19 protein-coding genes and 2 tRNA genes are annotated in these 19,076 nt (G+C 58.9%); 12 read left to right on the top strand and 9 right to left on the bottom strand.

Annotation, left to right across the window (positions count from 1 at the left end; genetic code table 11):
• Positions 1 to 17: 17 nt before the first annotated feature.
• The 3 genes from INF37_RS13535 to INF37_RS13525 form a co-directional block, all read right to left on the bottom strand.
• Positions 18 to 440 carry a MarR family winged helix-turn-helix transcriptional regulator gene (locus INF37_RS13535; RefSeq protein ID WP_235964345.1) on the bottom strand — a complete coding sequence of 141 codons (423 nt, stop codon included), beginning with the start codon at positions 438 to 440 and terminating at the stop codon, positions 18 to 20.
• Between the two features lie 171 nt (positions 441 to 611).
• Positions 612 to 1,244, bottom strand: coding sequence for an S-layer homology domain-containing protein (locus tag INF37_RS13530; RefSeq protein WP_101691074.1), 633 nt, complete (start codon positions 1,242 to 1,244; stop codon positions 612 to 614).
• Between the two features lie 117 nt (positions 1,245 to 1,361).
• On the bottom strand, positions 1,362 to 1,625 hold the full coding sequence (locus tag INF37_RS13525; RefSeq protein ID WP_193538845.1) for a hypothetical protein: 264 nt from the start codon (positions 1,623 to 1,625) through the stop codon (positions 1,362 to 1,364).
• A gap of 112 nt (positions 1,626 to 1,737) precedes the next feature.
• Here INF37_RS13525 and INF37_RS13520 point away from each other — a divergent pair, with 112 nt between their 5' ends.
• Complete coding sequence (locus INF37_RS13520) at positions 1,738 to 4,350, top strand: cation-translocating P-type ATPase (protein WP_193538843.1); 2,613 nt, start codon at positions 1,738 to 1,740, stop codon at positions 4,348 to 4,350.
• Positions 4,351 to 4,417: 67 nt separating this feature from the next.
• Here INF37_RS13520 and INF37_RS13515 read toward each other — a convergent pair whose 3' ends face one another.
• Both INF37_RS13515 and INF37_RS13510 read right to left on the bottom strand, forming a co-directional pair.
• Positions 4,418 to 4,678: a pro-sigmaK processing inhibitor BofA family protein gene (locus INF37_RS13515; RefSeq protein WP_101691099.1), complete on the bottom strand. Its 261-nt coding sequence runs from the start codon at positions 4,676 to 4,678 to the stop codon at positions 4,418 to 4,420.
• Positions 4,679 to 4,733: 55 nt separating this feature from the next.
• Entirely contained in the window at positions 4,734 to 5,060 is a 327-nt protein-coding gene (locus INF37_RS13510) for a YaaL family protein (protein ID WP_186964298.1), read from the bottom strand.
• A gap of 415 nt (positions 5,061 to 5,475) precedes the next feature.
• Here INF37_RS13510 and INF37_RS13505 point away from each other — a divergent pair, with 415 nt between their 5' ends.
• The 9 genes from INF37_RS13505 to INF37_RS13465 all read left to right on the top strand — a co-directional run bounded on the left by INF37_RS13505 (position 5,476) and on the right by INF37_RS13465 (position 14,456).
• The gene (locus tag INF37_RS13505; protein ID WP_193538841.1) at positions 5,476 to 7,464 is read left to right on the top strand and encodes a DNA gyrase/topoisomerase IV subunit B; all 1,989 of its coding nucleotides are present in this window, start codon (positions 5,476 to 5,478) and stop codon (positions 7,462 to 7,464) included.
• 51 nt (positions 7,465 to 7,515) lie between these two features.
• Complete coding sequence (locus INF37_RS13500) at positions 7,516 to 8,742, top strand: type I restriction enzyme HsdR N-terminal domain-containing protein (RefSeq protein ID WP_193538839.1); 1,227 nt, start codon at positions 7,516 to 7,518, stop codon at positions 8,740 to 8,742.
• A gap of 4 nt (positions 8,743 to 8,746) precedes the next feature.
• Positions 8,747 to 10,990 carry a DNA gyrase/topoisomerase IV subunit A gene (locus INF37_RS13495; protein WP_193538837.1) on the top strand — a complete coding sequence of 748 codons (2,244 nt, stop codon included), beginning with the start codon at positions 8,747 to 8,749 and terminating at the stop codon, positions 10,988 to 10,990.
• A 30-nt stretch (positions 10,991 to 11,020) separates the two neighbouring features.
• Positions 11,021 to 11,890 (top strand): YitT family protein, encoded by an 870-nt coding sequence (locus INF37_RS13490; RefSeq protein WP_101691068.1) that lies wholly within the window; start codon positions 11,021 to 11,023, stop codon positions 11,888 to 11,890.
• A 34-nt stretch (positions 11,891 to 11,924) separates the two neighbouring features.
• On the top strand, positions 11,925 to 12,515 hold the full coding sequence (locus INF37_RS13485) for a lactate utilization protein (RefSeq protein WP_101691067.1): 591 nt from the start codon (positions 11,925 to 11,927) through the stop codon (positions 12,513 to 12,515).
• A gap of 34 nt (positions 12,516 to 12,549) precedes the next feature.
• Positions 12,550 to 13,629, top strand: coding sequence for a hypothetical protein (locus INF37_RS13480; RefSeq protein ID WP_193538835.1), 1,080 nt, complete (start codon positions 12,550 to 12,552; stop codon positions 13,627 to 13,629).
• Between the two features lie 68 nt (positions 13,630 to 13,697).
• Positions 13,698 to 13,773 (top strand) — tRNA-Gly (locus INF37_RS13475).
• A gap of 105 nt (positions 13,774 to 13,878) precedes the next feature.
• Positions 13,879 to 13,954 (top strand) — tRNA-Gly (locus INF37_RS13470).
• Positions 13,955 to 14,018: 64 nt separating this feature from the next.
• Positions 14,019 to 14,456 (top strand): helix-turn-helix domain-containing protein, encoded by a 438-nt coding sequence (locus INF37_RS13465; RefSeq protein WP_101691065.1) that lies wholly within the window; start codon positions 14,019 to 14,021, stop codon positions 14,454 to 14,456.
• 65 nt (positions 14,457 to 14,521) lie between these two features.
• On the opposite strand, the gene INF37_RS13460 is transcribed toward INF37_RS13465, so the two are convergent.
• On the bottom strand, positions 14,522 to 15,025 hold the full coding sequence (locus INF37_RS13460; protein ID WP_101691064.1) for a GreA/GreB family elongation factor: 504 nt from the start codon (positions 15,023 to 15,025) through the stop codon (positions 14,522 to 14,524).
• Positions 15,026 to 15,092: 67 nt separating this feature from the next.
• Positions 15,093 to 15,281: a hypothetical protein gene (locus tag INF37_RS13455; protein ID WP_101691063.1), complete on the bottom strand. Its 189-nt coding sequence runs from the start codon at positions 15,279 to 15,281 to the stop codon at positions 15,093 to 15,095.
• A gap of 180 nt (positions 15,282 to 15,461) precedes the next feature.
• On the opposite strand from INF37_RS13455, the gene INF37_RS13450 reads away from it, so the two are divergent.
• Both INF37_RS13450 and INF37_RS13445 read left to right on the top strand, forming a co-directional pair.
• The gene (locus INF37_RS13450; RefSeq protein WP_101691062.1) at positions 15,462 to 15,812 is read left to right on the top strand and encodes an Asp23/Gls24 family envelope stress response protein; all 351 of its coding nucleotides are present in this window, start codon (positions 15,462 to 15,464) and stop codon (positions 15,810 to 15,812) included.
• Positions 15,813 to 15,846: 34 nt separating this feature from the next.
• The gene (locus INF37_RS13445) at positions 15,847 to 17,532 is read left to right on the top strand and encodes a DAK2 domain-containing protein (protein WP_193538833.1); all 1,686 of its coding nucleotides are present in this window, start codon (positions 15,847 to 15,849) and stop codon (positions 17,530 to 17,532) included.
• 61 nt (positions 17,533 to 17,593) lie between these two features.
• Here the strand turns inward: INF37_RS13445 and INF37_RS13440 are convergent, their stop codons facing one another.
• The gene (locus INF37_RS13440) at positions 17,594 to 18,316 is read right to left on the bottom strand and encodes an amino acid ABC transporter ATP-binding protein (RefSeq protein ID WP_193538831.1); all 723 of its coding nucleotides are present in this window, start codon (positions 18,314 to 18,316) and stop codon (positions 17,594 to 17,596) included.
• On the bottom strand, positions 18,303 to 18,998 hold the full coding sequence (locus INF37_RS13435) for an amino acid ABC transporter permease (RefSeq protein WP_101691059.1): 696 nt from the start codon (positions 18,996 to 18,998) through the stop codon (positions 18,303 to 18,305). The genes INF37_RS13440 and INF37_RS13435 overlap by 14 nt, the downstream gene beginning before the upstream one ends.
• Positions 18,999 to 19,076 lie beyond the last annotated feature (78 nt).

Below are 19,076 nucleotides of genomic sequence, written 5' to 3'. Positions count from 1 at the left end.
CACCTGTCAATTGTTGTTCAGCGCTTCTGGGGCGCTTCTCCGTCGCCATCCAGGCGCACAGTTCTCTCCGCCGTGGAGAGGAGGTTATCCAACTTATAGAGGGCCTCTGCCACCATGGCGCGGTCCTCCGGTGTCATTGTGTCCAGGAGCGAATTAAAATAGCCGCTCACATCGGTCGCTGCTTTCTGGTGCAGAAGCCGATACTGCTCGGTTGCAGAGACATAGATCACCCGCCGGTCATGCTCGGAGCGTTCCCGCCGGGCCAGCCCCAGCCGTTCCAACCGGTCCACGATCCCGGACACCGTGCTGTTGGCACTGCCCGTCCGCTCGGCCAGGACGCTGATGGGGAGCGGCCCCTCCTCTCCCAGCACATTGAGGACCAGTGCCTGTGGGAAGGTCAAGTTCAGCTTGCCGAAATGTGCACGAAATTGCTGCGACATATGCTGCGTCACACGCAGATATGACATCAAAACACTGGGCCTCTCTTCCATATGGTGTTCGCTCCTTCCCCGAATCGGGCTCTTCAAGAGCATACCCTCTGCTCCTGTATTTGTCAATCGCTCCTGCCAGAGAGACGGCGGGTGCCCCGCTCCCTGTTTCGGTCCTGTTTTTTACCCGACCGCCGGGGTCATCAGGCGCTCCAGCACCACCGCCAGCTCTGCCCTGGTGGCGTTGGCCTTGGGGGAGAGCTTCCCCTTGCTGCCGGAGATCAGACCAGCCCCCACGGCGTGCTCCATGCCATCCACGGCCCATTTGGATACGGTATTGCCGTCCGTATAGGCACTCAGCTTCCCCTGTGCAGTATCAAGCCCCTGGCTCTGGGCATACTGGTAGAGAAAAACCGCCAGCTGCTCCCGGGTGACCAGGTTCCCCGGCTGGAAAGCCCCCTTCCCATTGCCGGAGGCCACTCCGGTTTCGGCCGCCCAGGCCACCGCCTGGCTATACCAGGCATCGGACGGAACGTCGCTGAAACTCTGGCTGCTCTTCGGGGCGGGAGAACCCGCCAGACGCCACAGTGCGGTCACGGTCATGGCCCGGGTCACCTTCCCGCTGGGCTGAAAGGTCGTGGCGCTGGTACCGGAGAGGAGCCCGGCGTCCACCACTTCGTTGACTGCAGCGGCATACCAGGCGTTCTGGGGCACATCGGTAAAGCTGGCCGCCAGTGCGGGCGTAAGGAGCAGAGCGGCGCATACCGCACAGGCCGCCGCTTTCCGCCGGAGTCGATAAACGGATTTATGAAGCATGTCAGGGCACTCCTTTTATCGTAGTCTGTCCGGCAGGAATCCATCCAAATCTAATTTTCCTGCCGGTATTTTTCGTCAATGGGATCATTGTAACAGAATCATCCTACTATACCTTTTTTAAAAATGTGTGAACAAGCCGCCGTCTCTGTAAAATTTCCTGTCTTTTCCGGCGGATTTGCTTGACTTTCCTCCTTGCTTATGATACATTGACATCACGTGAAAAAGGGAGTAGTTCCGGACGCCTTGGGTGTCCGGGCGTATCGTCAACACCACGGCGTCTCTTGGATGCCTGGCGGTATGCGCCGATCCGATTGGTAACAAGACTTTTTGACGGCTGTCGTGTTTTGCAGCCGTCAAAAAGTCTTTTTCTTTTGCCCACATACCATTCGCCGCCCTGCTCCCCCATCCGCTGTCGTTTCCCCAGCTCCCACCCGGTCATGCGGCGCATTCCGGTGGGGACGCACGAGAAAGAACTGAAAAGGAGTGCACCATTATGTCCAAACCCTGGTTCAGCCGCTCGCCGGAGGACACTCTGTCCGAGCTGCGCAGCACACCGGCTGGCCTCTCCGCCCAGGAGGTCCAGCAGCGCATGGAGCAGTATGGCCCCAACAAGCTTCAGGAGGGCAAGCGCAAGAGCGTGGCCGTTCTCTTTCTGGAGCAGTTCAAGGACCTGCTGGTCATCATCCTCCTCATTGCCGCCGTCATCTCTGCCCTGACGGAAAATGTGGAGAGCACCATCGTCATCTTTGCCGTCCTGATCCTCAACGCCGTACTGGGTACCGTGCAGTATCTCAAGGCGGAAAAATCCCTGGAAAGTCTGAAAGCCATGTCCTCCCCCACCGCCAAAGTGCTCCGCGGCGGCGTCCGGGTGGAGGTCCCCTCGGCCGAGGTGGTCCCCGGCGACATCGTGCTGCTGGAGGCCGGCGATCTGGTGGTGGCCGACGGGCGCATCATCGAAAACTTCTCCCTGAAGGTGAATGAGAGCTCCCTCACCGGCGAGAGCGAGGGCGTGGAGAAGGACGCCGCTCCCATCGATCGGGAGCAGGTGGCCCTGGGCGATCAGAAAAACATGGTCTTCTCCGGTTCCCTGGTCACCTATGGCCGGGCCACGGTGGCGGTCACTGCCACCGGCATGAACACGGAGCTGGGCAAGATCGCCGCTCTCATGAACCAGACCCAGCAGCGCAAGACCCCTCTCCAGAAGAGCCTGGACGACTTTTCCGGCAAGCTGGCGGTGGTCATCATGGCCATCTGTGCCGTGGTGTTTGCCCTGTCCATCTTCCGCTCCCACATGGGGGTGCTGGACTCCCTGATGTTCGCCGTGGCCCTGGCGGTGGCAGCCATCCCCGAGGCGCTCTCCTCCATCGTCACCATCGTGCTGGCTATGGGTACCCAGAAGATGGCCAAGCAGAACGCCATTATGAAGGACCTCAAGGCGGTGGAGAGCCTGGGCGCCGTGTCGGTCATCTGCTCGGATAAGACCGGTACCCTGACCCAGAACCGCATGACCGTGCAGAAGATCTATGCCGACGGTAAGCTCTTGGAGGGTAAGGACCTGGAGCTTGCCAACACCCCCCAGCGTCTGCTCCTCAAGATCGGCCTTCTGGCCAGCGACGCCACCTACGATCCCGCCGACGGCTCCTCCATCGGCGACCCCACCGAGGTGGCACTGCTTCAGCTGGCCAACGCCTTCGACGTGGAGGAAGAGCTCTACCGACAGTACCACCCCCGTCTGCGGGAGCTGGCCTTTGACTCCGACCGCAAGCTCATGAGTACCCTGCACCAGCTGGACGGCGTGCCCACCCTGCTCACCAAGGGCGCCATCGACGTACTGCTGGGCCGCTCCACCAAGCTTCTCACCAGCGAGGGCCCGGTGCCCATGACCGAGGAGCGCCGTGCCGAGATCATGGCGGTCAATGAGCAGCTGTCCAATGAGGGCCTGCGGGTCCTGGCCTTCGCCCAGAAGGAGATGGACGGCATCCGCGACCTCACCCTGGAGGACGAGAACGACTACACCTTTGTGGGTCTGGTCTCCATGATCGATCCTCCCAGACCGGAGTCCATCCAGGCCGTGGCCGACGCCAAGACCGGCGGCATCCGCACCATCATGATCACCGGCGACCACAAGGTCACCGCCTCGGCCATCGCCCGCCAGATCGGCATCTTCCAGGAGGGAGACACCGCCCTCTCCGGTGTGGATCTGGACGCCATGAGCGACGAGGAGCTGGATCAGATCCTGCCCCATGTCTCGGTCTACGCCCGGGTCTCCCCGGAGCATAAGATCCGCATCGTCTCCGCCTGGCAGCGCCGGGGCTGCATCGTCTCCATGACCGGCGACGGCGTCAACGACGCCCCCGCCCTCAAAAAGGCCGACATCGGCGTGGCCATGGGCATCACGGGCACCGAGGTCTCCAAGGACGCCGCCTCCATGATCCTGGCCGATGACAACTTCGCCACCATCGTGCGGGCGGTGGTCAACGGCCGCAGCGTCTATGCCAACATCAAAAACGCCATTCAGTTCCTGCTCTCGGGTAATATGTCGGCCATCCTCTGCGTGGTCTATGCCTCGGTGATGGGTCTGTCCGTCCCCTTCGCGCCGGTCCATCTGCTCTTTATCAATCTGCTGACCGACTCCCTGCCCGCCATTGCCATCGGCATGGAGCCCGCCCGGAAGGGCCTGCTGCGGCATAAGCCCCGGGACCCCAAGGAGCCCATTCTGGACCGCGGCCTGCTCCAGCGCATCTTCGGACAGGGCCTGCTCATCGCTGTCCCCGTCATGGCCGCGTTCTATCTGGGTCTCTCCTATGGCGGACCGGCTGCTGCCTCCACCATGGCCTTTGCTACCCTGACCCTGGCCCGTCTGTTCCACGGCTTCAACTGCCGGGGCGAGGAGTCCATCTTCCGCCTGGGCTTCCGCTCCAACCCCTTCTCCCTGGCCGCCTTCGGCGGCGGTGTGCTGCTGCTGCTGGCTGTGCTCTTTATCCCCGGCCTCAATACCCTCTTCCAGGCCACTGCGCTGGATATGACCCATCTGCTGGAGATCCTGGGCCTTGCCTTCCTCCCCACGCTGATCATCCAGATCTTCAAGCTGATCCGGGGCCGCTGAGCGGTTCTATAAAACAAACATTGGGCGGTGGAGCCATTTTGACAGCTCCACCGCCCAATTCTCTCTTTTATGCCCCCAGGGCCCAGTTCATCATCAAAAGTAGTCCAAAGCCCGGGATCCCCAGGAGGCCTAGCACCAGGGCATTGAAGAGATTCACCCCCAGGGAGAGCCCCAGCATCCCCCCCACCTGGCTCCACAGGGCCAGAAAGGCAAGCCCCACGCCGGTACGTCCCAGCAGGCGCACACATCGCCCCACGGTCTTATGCAGCGTGAGAGCCACTACAAATAAGATCAGCCCCAGCGTGACCAGAGGCAGATTTTCTACCATCCATTCCACCGCGCATTCCTCCCATTCGTTCTCTGCCAGAGCCCTGGCTGTTCTCTCATTGGTAGGCTGAAATGGGCCGCCAGGGTCCCTGGCGGAGGGTCCCGCCGGAGGAGTCGCGTTTTTTCGTCTCCGGCGGACGGGCCATGGGCTGCGTCAGCTCCTCCCCGCTCAGCTCCTTGATCTGCCGCAGCAGATAGCCGTATCTGGCTTGGAGGGCTTTGATCTCATAGATATAGGACTCGGTGAGATCCGGGTCGGACGCGGCATTAAAATCACCATGGGCCTGGGTCAGAAGGACCCGGGTCCGCTCCAGGGCATCCAGCAGGACCTGCCGCTCTTCCTGTCTCTGCCCCTGTCTTTTCCGGTCGCTCTTGCGTTGCATAGGCGCTCCTTTCCATGTGCACTTCTTGGTCCACTGTATGTCCAGTTTGTCCGAAAGAGACCGTTCTATACCAGTTTTTCCCGCGCATGGTCTCCGCGTCCGCGGTCATACTACACTCGGACAGGCGGAGAAGGGACAACGCCTTCCAGACGCATCTCCTTTTAAGCCGGTGCCGGGTACGCGTACCCTCTGGCGAAAGGCGAAAGGAGCGGCGGCCTGTCCGGCCGAACGGCTCCATCCGCTTCCGGAACAGCTCCGGAGGGGTGAGGCTGCCGTGGAGGGCCGCCGTGCCGAGTGCATTCGGTGCGGCGGCCCTCGTTGCGTCCTGCCCTTTTCTTGACACTTCCCCTGAAAATAGGGTAAGATAGAATGTAAAATGTATCGCATCCAATTCTGACACGGTAAGGAGAACTCCATGGCAAAGACCAGTGTGAACACATATGGCAATGAATCCATATCCGCCCTCAAGGGTGCCGACCGGGTCCGCAAGCGTCCCGGTGTTATTTTCGGCTCGGACGGATTGGACGGCTGTGAGCATGCCGTCTTTGAGATCCTGTCCAACGCCATCGACGAGGCCCGTGAGGGCCACGGTTCCGTCATCACGGTCACCCGCTACGCCGACCAGTCCATTGAGGTAGAGGACTTTGGCCGGGGCTGTCCGGTGGACTGGAACGAGCGGGAACAAAAATTCAATTGGGAACTGGTGTTCTGTGAGCTGTATGCCGGCGGCAAGTACGGCAACGGGGACGGGGACAATTACGAGTACTCCCTGGGTCTCAATGGTCTGGGCTCCTGCGCCACCCAGTATGCCAGTGAATACTTTGACGCCGTCATCCACCGGGACGGCTTTGAATACTCCCTTCACTTTGAAAAGGGCGAGAATATCGGCGGCCTGAAAAAGGAACCCTACTCCGGCCGAAAGACCGGCTCCCGCTTCCACTGGAAGCCTGACCTGGAGGTCTTTACCGACATCAATATCCCGGTGGAGTACTATCTGGACGTGATGAAGCGGCAGGCGGTGGTCAACGCCGGGGTCACCTTCCGCTTCCGCAATCAGGTGGGCTCCAAGTTCGAGACCACGGAATTCAAGTATGAAAACGGCATCGTGGACTATGTCAACGAACTCTCGGGTCCCTCTCCCCTGACCCAGCCCGTCTTCTGGCAGACCGAGCGCAAGGGCCGGGACCGGGCGGATAAGCCGGAATATAAGGTAAAGCTCTCGGTCTCTTTCTGTTTTTCCAACACGGTGCAGGTCATCGAGCACTACCACAACTCCTCCTGGCTGGAGCACGGCGGCTCCCCGGAGAAGGCGGTCAAATCCGCCTTTGTCTCCGGCGTGGATGCCTATCTCCGCCAGCAGAACAAGTATCAGAAAAACGAGAGCAAGATCACCTGGGTGGACATCGAGGACTGCTTGGTCCTGGTCTCCAACAACTTCTCCACCCAGACCTCCTACGAGAACCAGACGAAAAAGGCCATCAACAACAAGTTCGTGCAGGATGCCATGGCCGAGTTCCTCAAGGCCCAGCTGGAGGTCTATTTCATCGAGAACCCCTTCGACGCGGAGAAGATCGCCGAGCAGGTACTGGTGAACAAGCGCTCCCGGGAGAGTGCGGAGAAGGCCCGGCTCAATATCAAGAAAAAGCTCTCGGGCAGCGTGGACATCGCCAACCGGGTGCAGAAATTCGTGGACTGCCGTACCAGAGACACGGAGCGGCGGGAGCTGTACATTGTGGAGGGCGACTCGGCTCTGGGCGCGGTCAAGCTCTCCCGGGACGCCGAGTTCCAGGGCATCATGCCGGTCCGGGGCAAGATCCTCAACTGTCTGAAAGCCGACTACGCCAAGATCTTCAAGAGCGAGATCATCATGGACCTCCTCAAGGTCCTGGGCTGCGGCTGCGAGGTGCAGGACAAGCACGCCAAGGATATGGCCGCCTTTGACCTGATGAATCTCCGCTGGAATAAGGTAGTCATCTGTACCGATGCCGACGTGGACGGCTTCCAGATCCGCACCCTCATCCTCACCATGCTCTACCGACTGGTGCCCACTCTCATCCAGCGGGGCTATGTCTACATCGCCGAGTCCCCCCTCTATGAGATCACCTGTAAGGAAAAGACCTGGTTTGCCTATTCCGATGCGGAGAAGAGTGAGATCGTAAACGGCGTGCTGGCGGGCAAGAAATACTCCATCCAGCGCTCCAAGGGTCTGGGCGAGAATGAGCCGGACATGATGTGGCTCACCACCATGAATCCGGAGACCCGCCGCCTCATCAAGGTCATGCCCGAGGACGTGGAGCGCACCGCCGCCGTCTTTGACCTGCTGCTGGGGGACAACCTCCAGGGCCGGAAGGACCACATTGCGGACAACGGGTACAAGTATCTGGAACTGGCGGATATCTCGTAATCATTCCACAGTCAGAATCTTCGAGATATATAGATAAATTGAGGGATTGCTATGTTTCAAATTAACTTAAACGTTACTAAAGACCCAAAAACTTGGTCAAATGATGGCGTCCTTTGTTATTTTGATCCAGTCTCTAAGCGTCTACGTAAAAAAACACCAGAAGAAACCGTCAGACAAAAAATTCTTTCCTTTTTAACTCAAAAAATGGAAATTCCTACCGATGCCATTTCTGTCGAAGTTCCTGTTTGCCACTTTGTTCCAGGAAAGCGTGGGCGTATTGATATCTTGGTAAATGGTTATGATAATCTCCCTCTTTTAGTTGTGGAATGTAAAGCTCCGCAGATCCATATTACCATTGAAACTTATGAGCAGGTTGATTATTATGCTGAATTACTTGGTGCTCCTTTTGCAGCTGTAACAAATGGTCATGTCTTTCAACTGGACTATTGGGATGATTCCCTACAGCGATATCAAGAAGTATCACAATTACCCTCTTATCATACCCTGTGTACAAAAATTGGCTTGAAGTCTGAAGACTATCTTCCTGTAAAATATCAGCGCACACCATTTGATCAGCTTTGTAGCGATCAAGCATATAATAATGCTCAAAAAAACCAATATTATGTAGGCCAGGATACCCCCAGATCACTGGTACCCTTTATTATCAATTTGGCTGAGTGTCTTTTGGACCCATCTACTCGCTGTACAGGATTTCCTAATGCTGATTTTCGATTGATTGCTGATCAGGGTATCCGATATACTGCTTTCGGAGATGCTGGTGGTGGCACTTTTAGCGGCCCATACCGTACGTTGATGGTTGATGTCAATGGCAACACAAAATTAATTGGCTTTTCTATTTTTAGCTTAATAAAATCAACTAATGATCCCCATTGGGGAACTCGTAAAGGCGCTTCCAGTCTGGTAGTTTCCATTGACGACAAAGAAAAGCACCACATGTCTTTGGAACTCACTCTTGATACTTATGCTTTGCAGCAGCGAAATGAGGTGCGCATTTGGCACGGTGGACGAATGGCCGTTTCAAATATCGGCAGTGTAAAGCAGCAAGAAGTGCTTGACTACGTATTTACCCATGCTCCCTACCTAAAAGGAGCAGACGGCAAGGTTGCCTTAGGGACATTGAAGAATGATCATCTGTTCACTATGTCAGATTCTGATATACAGGATTTGCTTGGCCGTTTGATACAATATGCTCTTTTAAGAGACGAACTGCGGTATATCAAAAAGCAGCAATATATGATGCAAAAAATTAAGGACTGATACCATGCCCAAAAAGAAAGCTCCGGACACCGGGGCCAAAAAAGTCAACAATCCCAACGTCATGGGCCTGCGGCCCGAGGTGCTGGAACAGCCCATCACCGAGACGCTGGAGCTCAACTACATGCCCTACGCCATGAGTGTCATCGTCTCCCGGGCCATCCCGGAGATCGACGGCTTCAAGCCCTCTCACCGAAAGCTCCTCTACACCATGTACCAGATGAAGCTGCTGGGGGGGAGCCGTACCAAGAGCGCCAATGTGGTGGGCCAGACCATGAAGCTCAACCCCCACGGCGATGCGGCCATCTATGACACCATGGTGCGCCTCTCCCGGGGCTATGGTGCCCTCCTCCACCCTCTGGTGGACTCCAAGGGCAACTTCGGCAAGGTCTACTCCCGGGACATGGCCTGGGCGGCCAGCCGGTACACCGAGGTGCGCCTGGACCCCATCTGTGCCGAGCTCTTCCGGGACATCGACCAGGACACCGTGGACTTTGTGGACAACTACGACGGCTCCATGCAGGAACCCGCGCTGCTGCCCACCACCTTTCCCAACGTACTGGTGAGCGCCAACCAGGGCATTGCCGTGGGCATGGCCTCCAACCTGTGCGGCTTCAACCTGGGGGAGGTGTGCGACGCCACCATCGCCTGGCTCAAAAAGCCTGGCTGCGACCTGCTTCCCCTGCTCAAGGCTCCCGATTTCCCCACCGGCGGTGAGCTGCTCTATGACGAGAACACCCTGCGCCAGATCTACCAGACCGGCCGCGGCTCGGTCCAGGTGCGGGCCCGGTGGCGCTATCTCAAGTCCGAGCACCTCATCGAGATCTTTGAGATCCCCTACTCCACCACGGTGGAGGCCATCATGGACAAGGTGGCCGAGCTCATCAAGTCGGGCAAGGTCAAGGAGATCGCCGACATGCGGGACGAGACCGACCTGAACGGCCTCAAGCTCACCATCGACCTCAAGCGCGGGGCCGACCCGGACAAGCTCATGGCCCGGCTCTTCCGCTCCACCCCCCTGCAGGACGCCTATTCCTGCAACTTCAACATCCTCATCAGCGGAATGCCCCGGGTCATGGGCGTGGGTGAGATCCTGGAGGAGTGGACCGCCTGGCGGATGGAAGGCGTGCGCCGCCGGACCTACTTTGTCATGAAAAAGAAGGAGGAAAAGCTCCACCTGCTGGAGGGCCTCCAGAAGATCCTGCTGGACATCGACCGGGCCATCCGCATCATCCGGGAGACCGAGGAGGACTCCGAGGTCATCCCCAACCTGATGATCGGCTTCGGGATCGACGCCGTCCAGGCCGAGTATGTGGCCGACATCCGGCTGCGCAACATCAATAAGGAGTATATCCTCAAGCGCACTCAGGAGACCAGCTCTCTGGCCGAAGAGATCGCCGACCTGAAGGATCTGGTGGATAACCCCGCCCGCATCAAAAAGGTCATCATCGGGGAGCTCCAGGCGGTGAAGAAGAAATATGCCCTCCCCCGCCGCACCGAGATCCTCTACGACTACTCCAATGAGACCCGCCCCGACCCGGAGGAGGAGATCCCCGACTATCCGGTGCATGCCTTCCTCTCTCTGGAGGGATACTTCAAGAAGATCACCCCTCAGTCCCTGCGCATGAGCGGGGAGCAGAAGTACAAGGAGGGAGACGGTCCCTTCCTCCAGTGGGAGGGGAACAACCGGGACGAGCTGTTGGTCTTTACCGACCGGCAGCAGTGCTACAAGACCCGTCTCTCCGACTTTGCAGACACCAAGGCCAGCGTCCTTGGCGAGTATCTGCCCACCCGCCTGGGCATGGACGCCGGGGAGAGCGTGGTGTGGGCTTGCATCACCAGCGACTACGCCGGGCACCTGCTCTTCTTCTTCCAAAACGGCAAGGTGGCACGGGTGGAGCTCGCCTCCTACAAGACCCAGACCCGCCGCAAGCGCCTGACCGGAGCATACTCCGACAAATCTCCCCTGGCCGCCGCGCTGCTGCTTTCCGAGGACCGGGAGCTGGCCGTCTTCTCCAGTGAGGGCCGCTGCCTGATCTTCCACACCTCGGTTCTGGCCCCCAAGTCCACCCGCTCCACCCAGGGTGTGGCGGTCATGACCCTCAAGCCCAAATATAAGGTGGAAAAGGTCCTCCCGCTGGAGGAGACCACCGTGGTTCAGGTGAGCCGCTACCGTCCCCGGGCCCTTCCCGCCGCCGGCGCCCTTCTCAAGGAGGAGGACCGGGGGGAGGAACAGCTCTCCATCCTCTGATATGTCTGACACGGAAACGAGGTAATTCCCATGAAGCAGAAAGCCCGTCAGCTTTTTTTCTCCTATCTCTGGATCACTGTGGCCTCGGCGGCCTATGCTCTGGGCTTTGACTGGTGTTACGCCCCCAACGAGATCGGTTTCGGCGGCATCACCGGCCTTGCCCAGATCATCAACGCCGCCCTCCCCTGGGCGCCCATCGGCGTACTGGTGATCCTGCTCAACGTCCCTCTCTTCTTTTTCGGCTGGCGTCTGCTGGGCGGGCATCTGCTGCTCTCCTCTCTCTACGCCATGTTTATCTCTTCCATCTTTGTGGACCTGCTCAATGCGGCCGTCCCCTTCTCCCCCATGGACCCCATGCTGGCTACCATCTTCGGCGGCATTCTGATCGGCCTCTCTCTGGCCATCATTCTGCTTCAGGGGGCCACAACGGGGGGTACCGATCTCTTTGCCCGTCTGCTCAAGCTCCGGATCTCCTGGCTCCCCATGGGTAAGCTCCTCATGGGGGTGGACCTGGTGGTCATCGCCGCGGTGGCCCTGGCCTTCCGCAACCTGTCCAGCGCCCTGTACGGCGTGGTCTCCCTCTATATCTCCACCGCTGTGATGGATATGGTGCTCTACGGTCTGGACAGCGCCAAGGTGGCCTATATCATCTCCAGCAAGCCCGACGAGATCTCCAAGGCCATCTTCCGGGAGATGGACCGGGGGGTGACCTTCCTCCACGCGGAGGGCGGCTGGTCAGGGGAGCCCAAAAAAGTTCTGCTGTGCGCCTTCAAGCAAAAGCAGATCGTTCCCCTCCGGCGCATGGTCAAGGAGATCGACCCGTCCGCCTTCCTCATCGTCTGCAACGCCCACGAGGTGCTGGGAGACGGTTTCCGGGAGTACAAGCACGATTCCCTGTAACATCCGTATCGACTGACAAAGGAGGAGCTCACCTATGGCTGACATCAAGAAACTCTGTGAAAACCTGGAGAAGAACGGCTTCCACGCCGTCTATTTCGACACTGCCAAGGAGGCGGCCGACTATCTGGACGCCAAGCTGGACGGCCGCACCATCGGCATGGGCGGCTCCATGACCATCAAGGACATGGGCCTGGTGGACCGTCTGCCCACCCATAATACCTTCTACTCCCACTGGACGGGGAGCACCCATGAGCAGGCTGCCGGAGCGGAGGTCTATCTCTCCTCGGTCAACGGCGTAGCCGAGACCGGAGAGCTCATCAACATCGACGGCACCGGCAACCGGGTGGCCTCCACCATCTACGGCCACAAAGAGCTCTATCTCATCGTGGGCATCAATAAAGTGGAGAGCAGCTTTGAACAGGCCCTGTGGCGGGCCCGGAATATCGCCTCCCCCAAGAATGCCCAGCGGCTGGGCGTCCAGACTCCCTGCGCTGTGAAAGGCGACCGCTGCTATGACTGCAACAGCCCCCAGCGTATCTGTAAGGCCCTCACCGTGCTCTGGCGCAAGCCCAATGCCATTTCCTACGCCGAAGTGATTTTGGTGGGCGAATCTCTGGGCTATTGATCCATTTCCCCGGCCGGGAGAAAGGAGACCCGCTGTGAAAAACCGTCTTGTCCTCTCTATCCTGCTTCTGGCGGGCCTGGTCCCTCTGAGCGGCTGTTCCTCCATGTTGGAGCGCAGCTATCTGGTGGTCTCCCCCCATGCGGAACATCCGGTCACCGCGGACGACTCCAACGTCCTCCAGGCCGAGACCTATCAGGATCTGGTCAACGACGTGCTCTATTTTGTCAATCAGGGCATGGAGACCGGGGTCATCCGTCTGACCAACTACCCCCGCGATGTGGAGACCGATCTCAACAACGCCTGCCTGGAGGTGGCCAAGGACGCGCCCCTGGGCGCCTATGCGGTGGACTACATCGAGCACGACTGCACGCGGGTGGTCAAGTACTATGAATCCACCATCCACATTACTTACCGCCGCACACTGGAGCAGATCCAGAGCATCAAAAACGTGACCGGCAGCAGCGCCATCCGCCAGGTCCTTTTGGAGCAGCTCTCTCTTTTCTCCCCCGAGGTGGTCCTCCAGGTGGCCTACTTTACAGAGGATGAGGCCCATATCTCCCATCTGATCCAGCAGGCTTATTACGACGCCCCGGCGGTGGCCTTTGGAATGCCCGAGTATACCGTGACCCTCTATCCGCAGGAAAGCAGTCAGGAGCGCATTGTGGAGATCCTCCTCACCTATCCCGCTCCGGTAGATCAGCTGCGCCAGAAGAGCCAAAGCCTCCTCCGGCAGGCCGATCTGCTGGCTGACACACTGGGAGAGCTCTCGGGCGCACAGGGCGGCCGCGCCGTCCACGCCCTGCTCCGCCAGCAGGTGACAGATGCCCCGGCGGGCACCGCCTCCACCGCCTATGACGCTCTTGTGGAGCACCAGGCCGATAGTGAGGGGATGGCCCTGGCCTTCCAGCTGCTGTGCGACCGGACCGGACTGGAGAGCCGGGTGGTACAGGGTGTGAAGGACGGCGCCCCACACTTCTGGAATGTATTGACGCTCTCTCCCGGTCAGTATGCCCATGTGGACGCCTCCGGTGAGGAGGTACTGCTTCTCTCGGATGCCGCATTGGAGGCACTGGGATATACCTGGGACCGGAACGAAATTCCCCCCTGTCTCTGATCGGCATAAAAACGCAAAAAAAGGCTTGACTTTTTCCCTCCCTGCGGCTATAATATCATTTGTCGCTTGCAGGTGTAGCTCATCTGGTAGAGCGCCACCTTGCCAAGGTGGAGGTAGCGAGTTCGAGCCTCGTCACCTGCTCCAAAATCCCTCTCCGTTTGGAGAGGGATTTTTCTTTTACTTTTTTAAAAAATGAAAATTTATACTTGACAAAACCACTCTCTTCCCCTATAATATCATTTGTCTCTCGCAGGTGTAGCTCATCTGGTAGAGCGCCACCTTGCCAAGGTGGAGGTAGCGAGTTCGAGCCTCGTCACCTGCTCCAAAATCCCTCTCCATCTGGAGAGGGATTTTTCTTTATCTCCCATCCATCAAGGAGGTTTTTTACGATGGTAACCATGGCACAGCGCATCGAGTCCCTCCGCACCGAGGCCAATCTGAGCCGCCCCGCGCTGGCGGCCGCCCTTGGCTTCCCCAAGGGCTCCATTGAAAAGTTTGAGACCGGCCGTCAGACTCCCTCCAAAGAACAACAGGAGAAGCTGGCCGCCCATTTCGGCGTCTCCCTCTTCTATCTCCGGGGGGAGAGCGGTGACCGCACCCGCCAGGAGGACTGGATGTCCGGCGTCAGCCTGAACGATGACGAGCCCGGCTTCACCCCCACCCCGGCCCCCAAGCCCAAGCGTCCCAAGCAGGAGGAGCCCCAGGGCGCCATGCTGGATGCCGTGCTGGCCAGCAAGCCGGTGCAGGAGCTGCTGCGGAAGATCGTATTGGATACCCTTCGCTCCCCCGAGGGGCAGGACCTCATCCGCAAGGCCCTGCAAAAATAAGCTGTCCCCGAGATCAAACAGGGCGTGTGCCGCAGAATCCCTTCTGCGGCACACGCCCCTCTTGTTTAAAACCCGTTGAGCGGGATGGAGCCGTCGTCCCCCGCCTTTTCAATGGAGCGGATGACCACGTCATAGCCATAGTCATCACTGACCTGGATGTGGACCCGCTCTCCCACCTTTTTGCCCAGGATGGCCCGGCCCACCGGGGACTCCTTGCTGATCAGTCCGTGAAGCGCATCCTGCCGCATGGTCGTGACGATCTGGTAGGATTCCGTCTCATCGTCCTCCTCCACATAGACGGTTACCTTGTCGTAGAGACCCACGGCATCCTCCCCCGCCCGATCTGTGATGACCACCGCTGTGCGGATCATATTCTCCAGAAAGCGGATGCGGCTCTCGTTCCGGTTTTTCTCCTGCTTGGCCGCCTTGTATTCAAAGTTCTCACTCAGGTCGCCGAAGGCGCGGGCCTCCTTTACCGCCTCCAACAGCTTGGGGCGGAGTTCGATGCGGCGATAATCCAGCTCTTCCCGCATCATCTGTATGTCCTTTTTCGTCAGCTCGTTGTGCATGATCGATCTCCTGTTCGCATTTTATGGAAAAAGGCCGCCCCTGCGGGCGGCCTCAGACTGCATGATCTCAGTCATCCCAGTCGGCGTAATCATCAAACTCAGAGTGGCAGCAGCAGGGCTTCTTCGCCTCCAGCTTCTCACCGATTCCAGCAAAAAAGGCGGCGATCTTATCCCAATATGCAATGATGCAGCAGACACTGGCCGCGACCGTCAGAGAGAGAGCCACAATTTTCAGCACAAAACGGGCGATTTTCATATCCCGTCCCCTCCTTACTCAAATGATAGCTCTAGTTTACACGCTTTTCGGGCAAATTACAATCATTATCTGAAACTTTTTCCCTTGTAGTTTGGTCGGAAATAGAATATAATAGAGAAACCAATGAACCGAAATCAGGCGCATATGCGTTTTAGGCTCGGATAGAAAGGAAGGTCCTTTATGAAGCTGCAGACCGAAAAGGGCGAGATCCGCATCAGCAGTGAGGTATTCACCAACATCACCGGTGCGGCCGCCACCAATTGCTACGGCGTGAAGGGCATGGCCATCCGCTCCAAGACCGACGGTCTGGTGCACCTTTTGCGCCGGGAGTCCATGTCCAAGGGCGTAAAAGTCACATACAACGACGACTCCACTGTCTCCATTGAACTGCACATCATTGTGGACAACGGGGTCAACCTCATGGCGGTCAGCCGCTCCATCATGAGTGAGGTCCGCTATATCGTCAGCCGCACCACCGGCGTGGAAGTCAAGAGCGTGGATGTCTGCATCGACTCCATGGTCATCGGCTGATCGGCCTTATGCATCGAAAGGAAGGAACACCGACATGAGAGATACCATCGACGGGGCGCTGCTGGCCCGTATGCTCATTCATGCTGCCGCCGCTATCAACAGCCAGAAGCAGCACATCAATGAACTCAACGTCTTCCCGGTGCCCGATGGAGACACCGGCACCAATATGAGCCTGACCATCGGCACGGCGGCCACCGAGCTGAAAAAGAAGCCGGCCGGCACTGTGGGTGAGGTGGCCTCCACCAACGCCTCCGCCCTGCTGCGGGGCGCCCGCGGCAACTCAGGCGTCATTCTCTCCCTGCTCTTCCGCGGCTTTGCCAAGGCCGTCAAGGAAAAGGAGACCATCGACGGCCGGGATCTGGCCATTGCACTGGACTTCGGCGTGGCCGCCGCCTATAAGGCGGTCATGAAACCCGCCGAGGGCACCATCCTCACGGTATCCCGTCTCTCCGCTGCCCAGGCGGCCGCTACCGCCCGGGAGGATGCCACCCCCGAGGTGGTGCTGGAGGCCGCCATTCGGGAAGGTCATGTGGCCCTGGACGACACCATCAACCAGAACCCCGTCCTGAAAAAGGCCGGCGTCGTGGATGCCGGCGGCAAGGGTTTCCTGGTCATCCTCCAGGGTATGCTGGATGAGCTGCGGGGCCTCCCCATGCCTGAGACCGAGGACGAGGGCGCCGTCAAAGAGAAGGCCGATTTCGCCGCGCTCAGCGAAGAGGAGATCACCTTTGCCTTCGATACCGTCTTTATCGTCCGCAAGACCAACCGCCATGTGGATCTGACCCCCTATCAGGCCTACCTCAACAGCATCGGTGACAGTCTGGTCATCGGTGAGGACGATGACGCCTTCAAGGTCCACGTCCATACCAACACCCCCGGTGACGCCCTGAACGAGGCCCAGAAGTACGGCGTGCTGGAGCTGGCCAAAATCGAGAACATGCGCACCCAGGCCGAGGATCTGGCCGCCGGCAAGCATGTCCAGAGCACCGACGATCTGGACGCGGTGGAGGCCGAGCTGGAGCAGGGCTGCGCTTCCGCCCCCGCCAAGGCCGCCCCTGAGAAGAAATACGGTGTGGTGGCCGTGTGCGCCGGCGAGGGACTGGCCGCCGTCTTTGCCGATCTGGGCGCGGACGGCATCATCTCGGGCGGTCAGACCATGAACCCCTCCACCGATGACATCATGCGTGAGATCGACAAGACCCCCGCCGAGATCGTCTTCGTTCTGCCCAACAACGGCAACATCATCATGGCTGCCCAGCAGTGTATTCCCCTGGCCGAGGACAAAAAGGTGGTGGTCCTCCCCACCAAGACAGTGCCCCAGGGTATCTCCGCCCTGCTCTCCATGGACCCGGACGCCGGCGAAGAGGAGAACATCGCCGCCATGACCGAGGCCTTTGGCCGCGTGGCTACCAGCGAGATCACCTATGCCGCCCGGGATTCGGATTTTGACGGCTTTGCCATCAAGCAGGGCGACTATCTGGCCCTGGCAGAGCATCAGCTCTTCGGCACCGACCGGGATCTGGACGCCCTGCTGGAGCGTCTGGCCCAGGCGGAGCCCCAGCAGAACGCGGAATTCATCAGCATCTTCTATGGCTCTGATGTGACCGAGGAGGATGCCCAGCGTGCGCTCTCCATCTTCCAGTCGGCCTGTCCCAACGCCGAGGTCAACCTGCTCTCCGGCGGTCAGCCTGTCTACTACTATATGATCTCTGCGGAATAACTCCATACAGAACATGACAAAGGCCCCGGACATCCTGATGGATGTCCGGGGCCTTTTTTCCTTACAGTACCTTGGAGAGAAATTCGATGGTGCGGGCTTCCTTGGGGTTGGCAAAGAACTCCTGCGGCGTGTTCTGCTCCAGGATGTTGCCGCCATCCATGAAGAGCACCCGGGAGGCCACCTCGCGGGCAAAGCCCATCTCATGGGTGACCACCACCATGGTCATGCCCTCGTTGGCCAGCTCCTTCATGACGTCCAGCACCTCACCCACCATCTCGGGGTCCAGGGCGGAGGTGGGCTCGTCAAAGAGCATCACCTTGGGCTTCATGGCCAGCGCCCGCACGATGGCGATACGCTGCTTCTGACCGCCGGAGAGCTGGTTGGGATAGGCTTCTGCCTTATCCTTCAGTCCCACCCGCTCCAGGAGCTTGAGGGCGGTCTCATCGGCCTCCTCCTGGCCCATACGCTTGGTCTGGACCGGTGCCAGGGTGATATTTTTCCGAATGGTCATATTGGGGAAGAGATTGAAATGCTGGAAGACCATGCCCATCTGCCGGCGGATGGCGTTGATGTCGGTCTTGGGATCGTTGATGACCGTCCCCTCAAAGGAGATGGTGCCCTCAGTGGGCGTCTCCAGCAGGTTGAGGCAGCGCAGGAAGGTGGATTTACCCGAGCCGGAGGGCCCGATAATAACCACCTTTTCGCCGGGATAGATGTGCTCATTGATGTTCTTGAGCACGTGGATGTGTCCAAAAGACTTGGACAGATTCTTAACGTCGATCACTGGCGCACAGCCTCCTTTCCATAGCAGCGAAAATGACGGCAAGGACCTTGGTGATGCAGAAGTAGGCCACCGCAATGATAAACAGCGGGCCAAAGGCGTCATAGGTCATGCTCTGTACCGAGGAGTAGACCTTGGTCAGGTCCACCAGGGCGATATAGCCTACCACGGCGGTCTCCTTCACCAGGACGATGAATTCGCTGGTATAGGTGGGCAGGCAGTTCTTGAGGGCCTGGGGGAAGATGATGTGCCACATGGTCTGCGCCTGGGTCAGTCCCAGGGAGCGCCCGGCCTCCATCTGCCCCTTCTCCACGGCGTTGATGCCCGAGCGGTAGATCTCCGCCATATAGGCCGAGGAGTTCAGACCAAAGGCAATGATGGCCACCACCATCTTGTTGTCTGTCACATCCAGCAGGATGACATTGTACATGATGAGCAGCTGCACCACCACGGGGATCCCCCGGATGATGTCGATGTAGGCCTTGGCAGGCCCCCGCAGCACCGCGTGCTTGGAGAGCTTCATGAGACACAGCACCATGCCCAGCACCGTACTGATGAGAATCGCGCCCAGGGTGATGCCCAGTGTGACGCCCATGCCGTCCAGGTAGAGCTTCCAGCGGTCCTCAAAGAGGAATGCCTGGTAGAGCTTGTCCCCGAAATCCGCAAACCAATTCAGGATATCCATGGGGATACCGCCTCCTTTTTCTCTGTTTTGGAAAGATTCAAAAGCGCAGGAGAGCCTGCGCCAATCCGAGCGGCGCAG

Origin of the sequence: Pseudoflavonifractor gallinarum (genome assembly GCF_014982855.1) — a bacterium.
Lineage (GTDB): Bacteria > Bacillota > Clostridia > Oscillospirales > Oscillospiraceae > Pseudoflavonifractor_A > Pseudoflavonifractor_A gallinarum.
The sequence above is the reverse complement of the archived record's forward strand: the minus strand, read 5'-3'. Positions and strand labels throughout refer to the sequence as shown.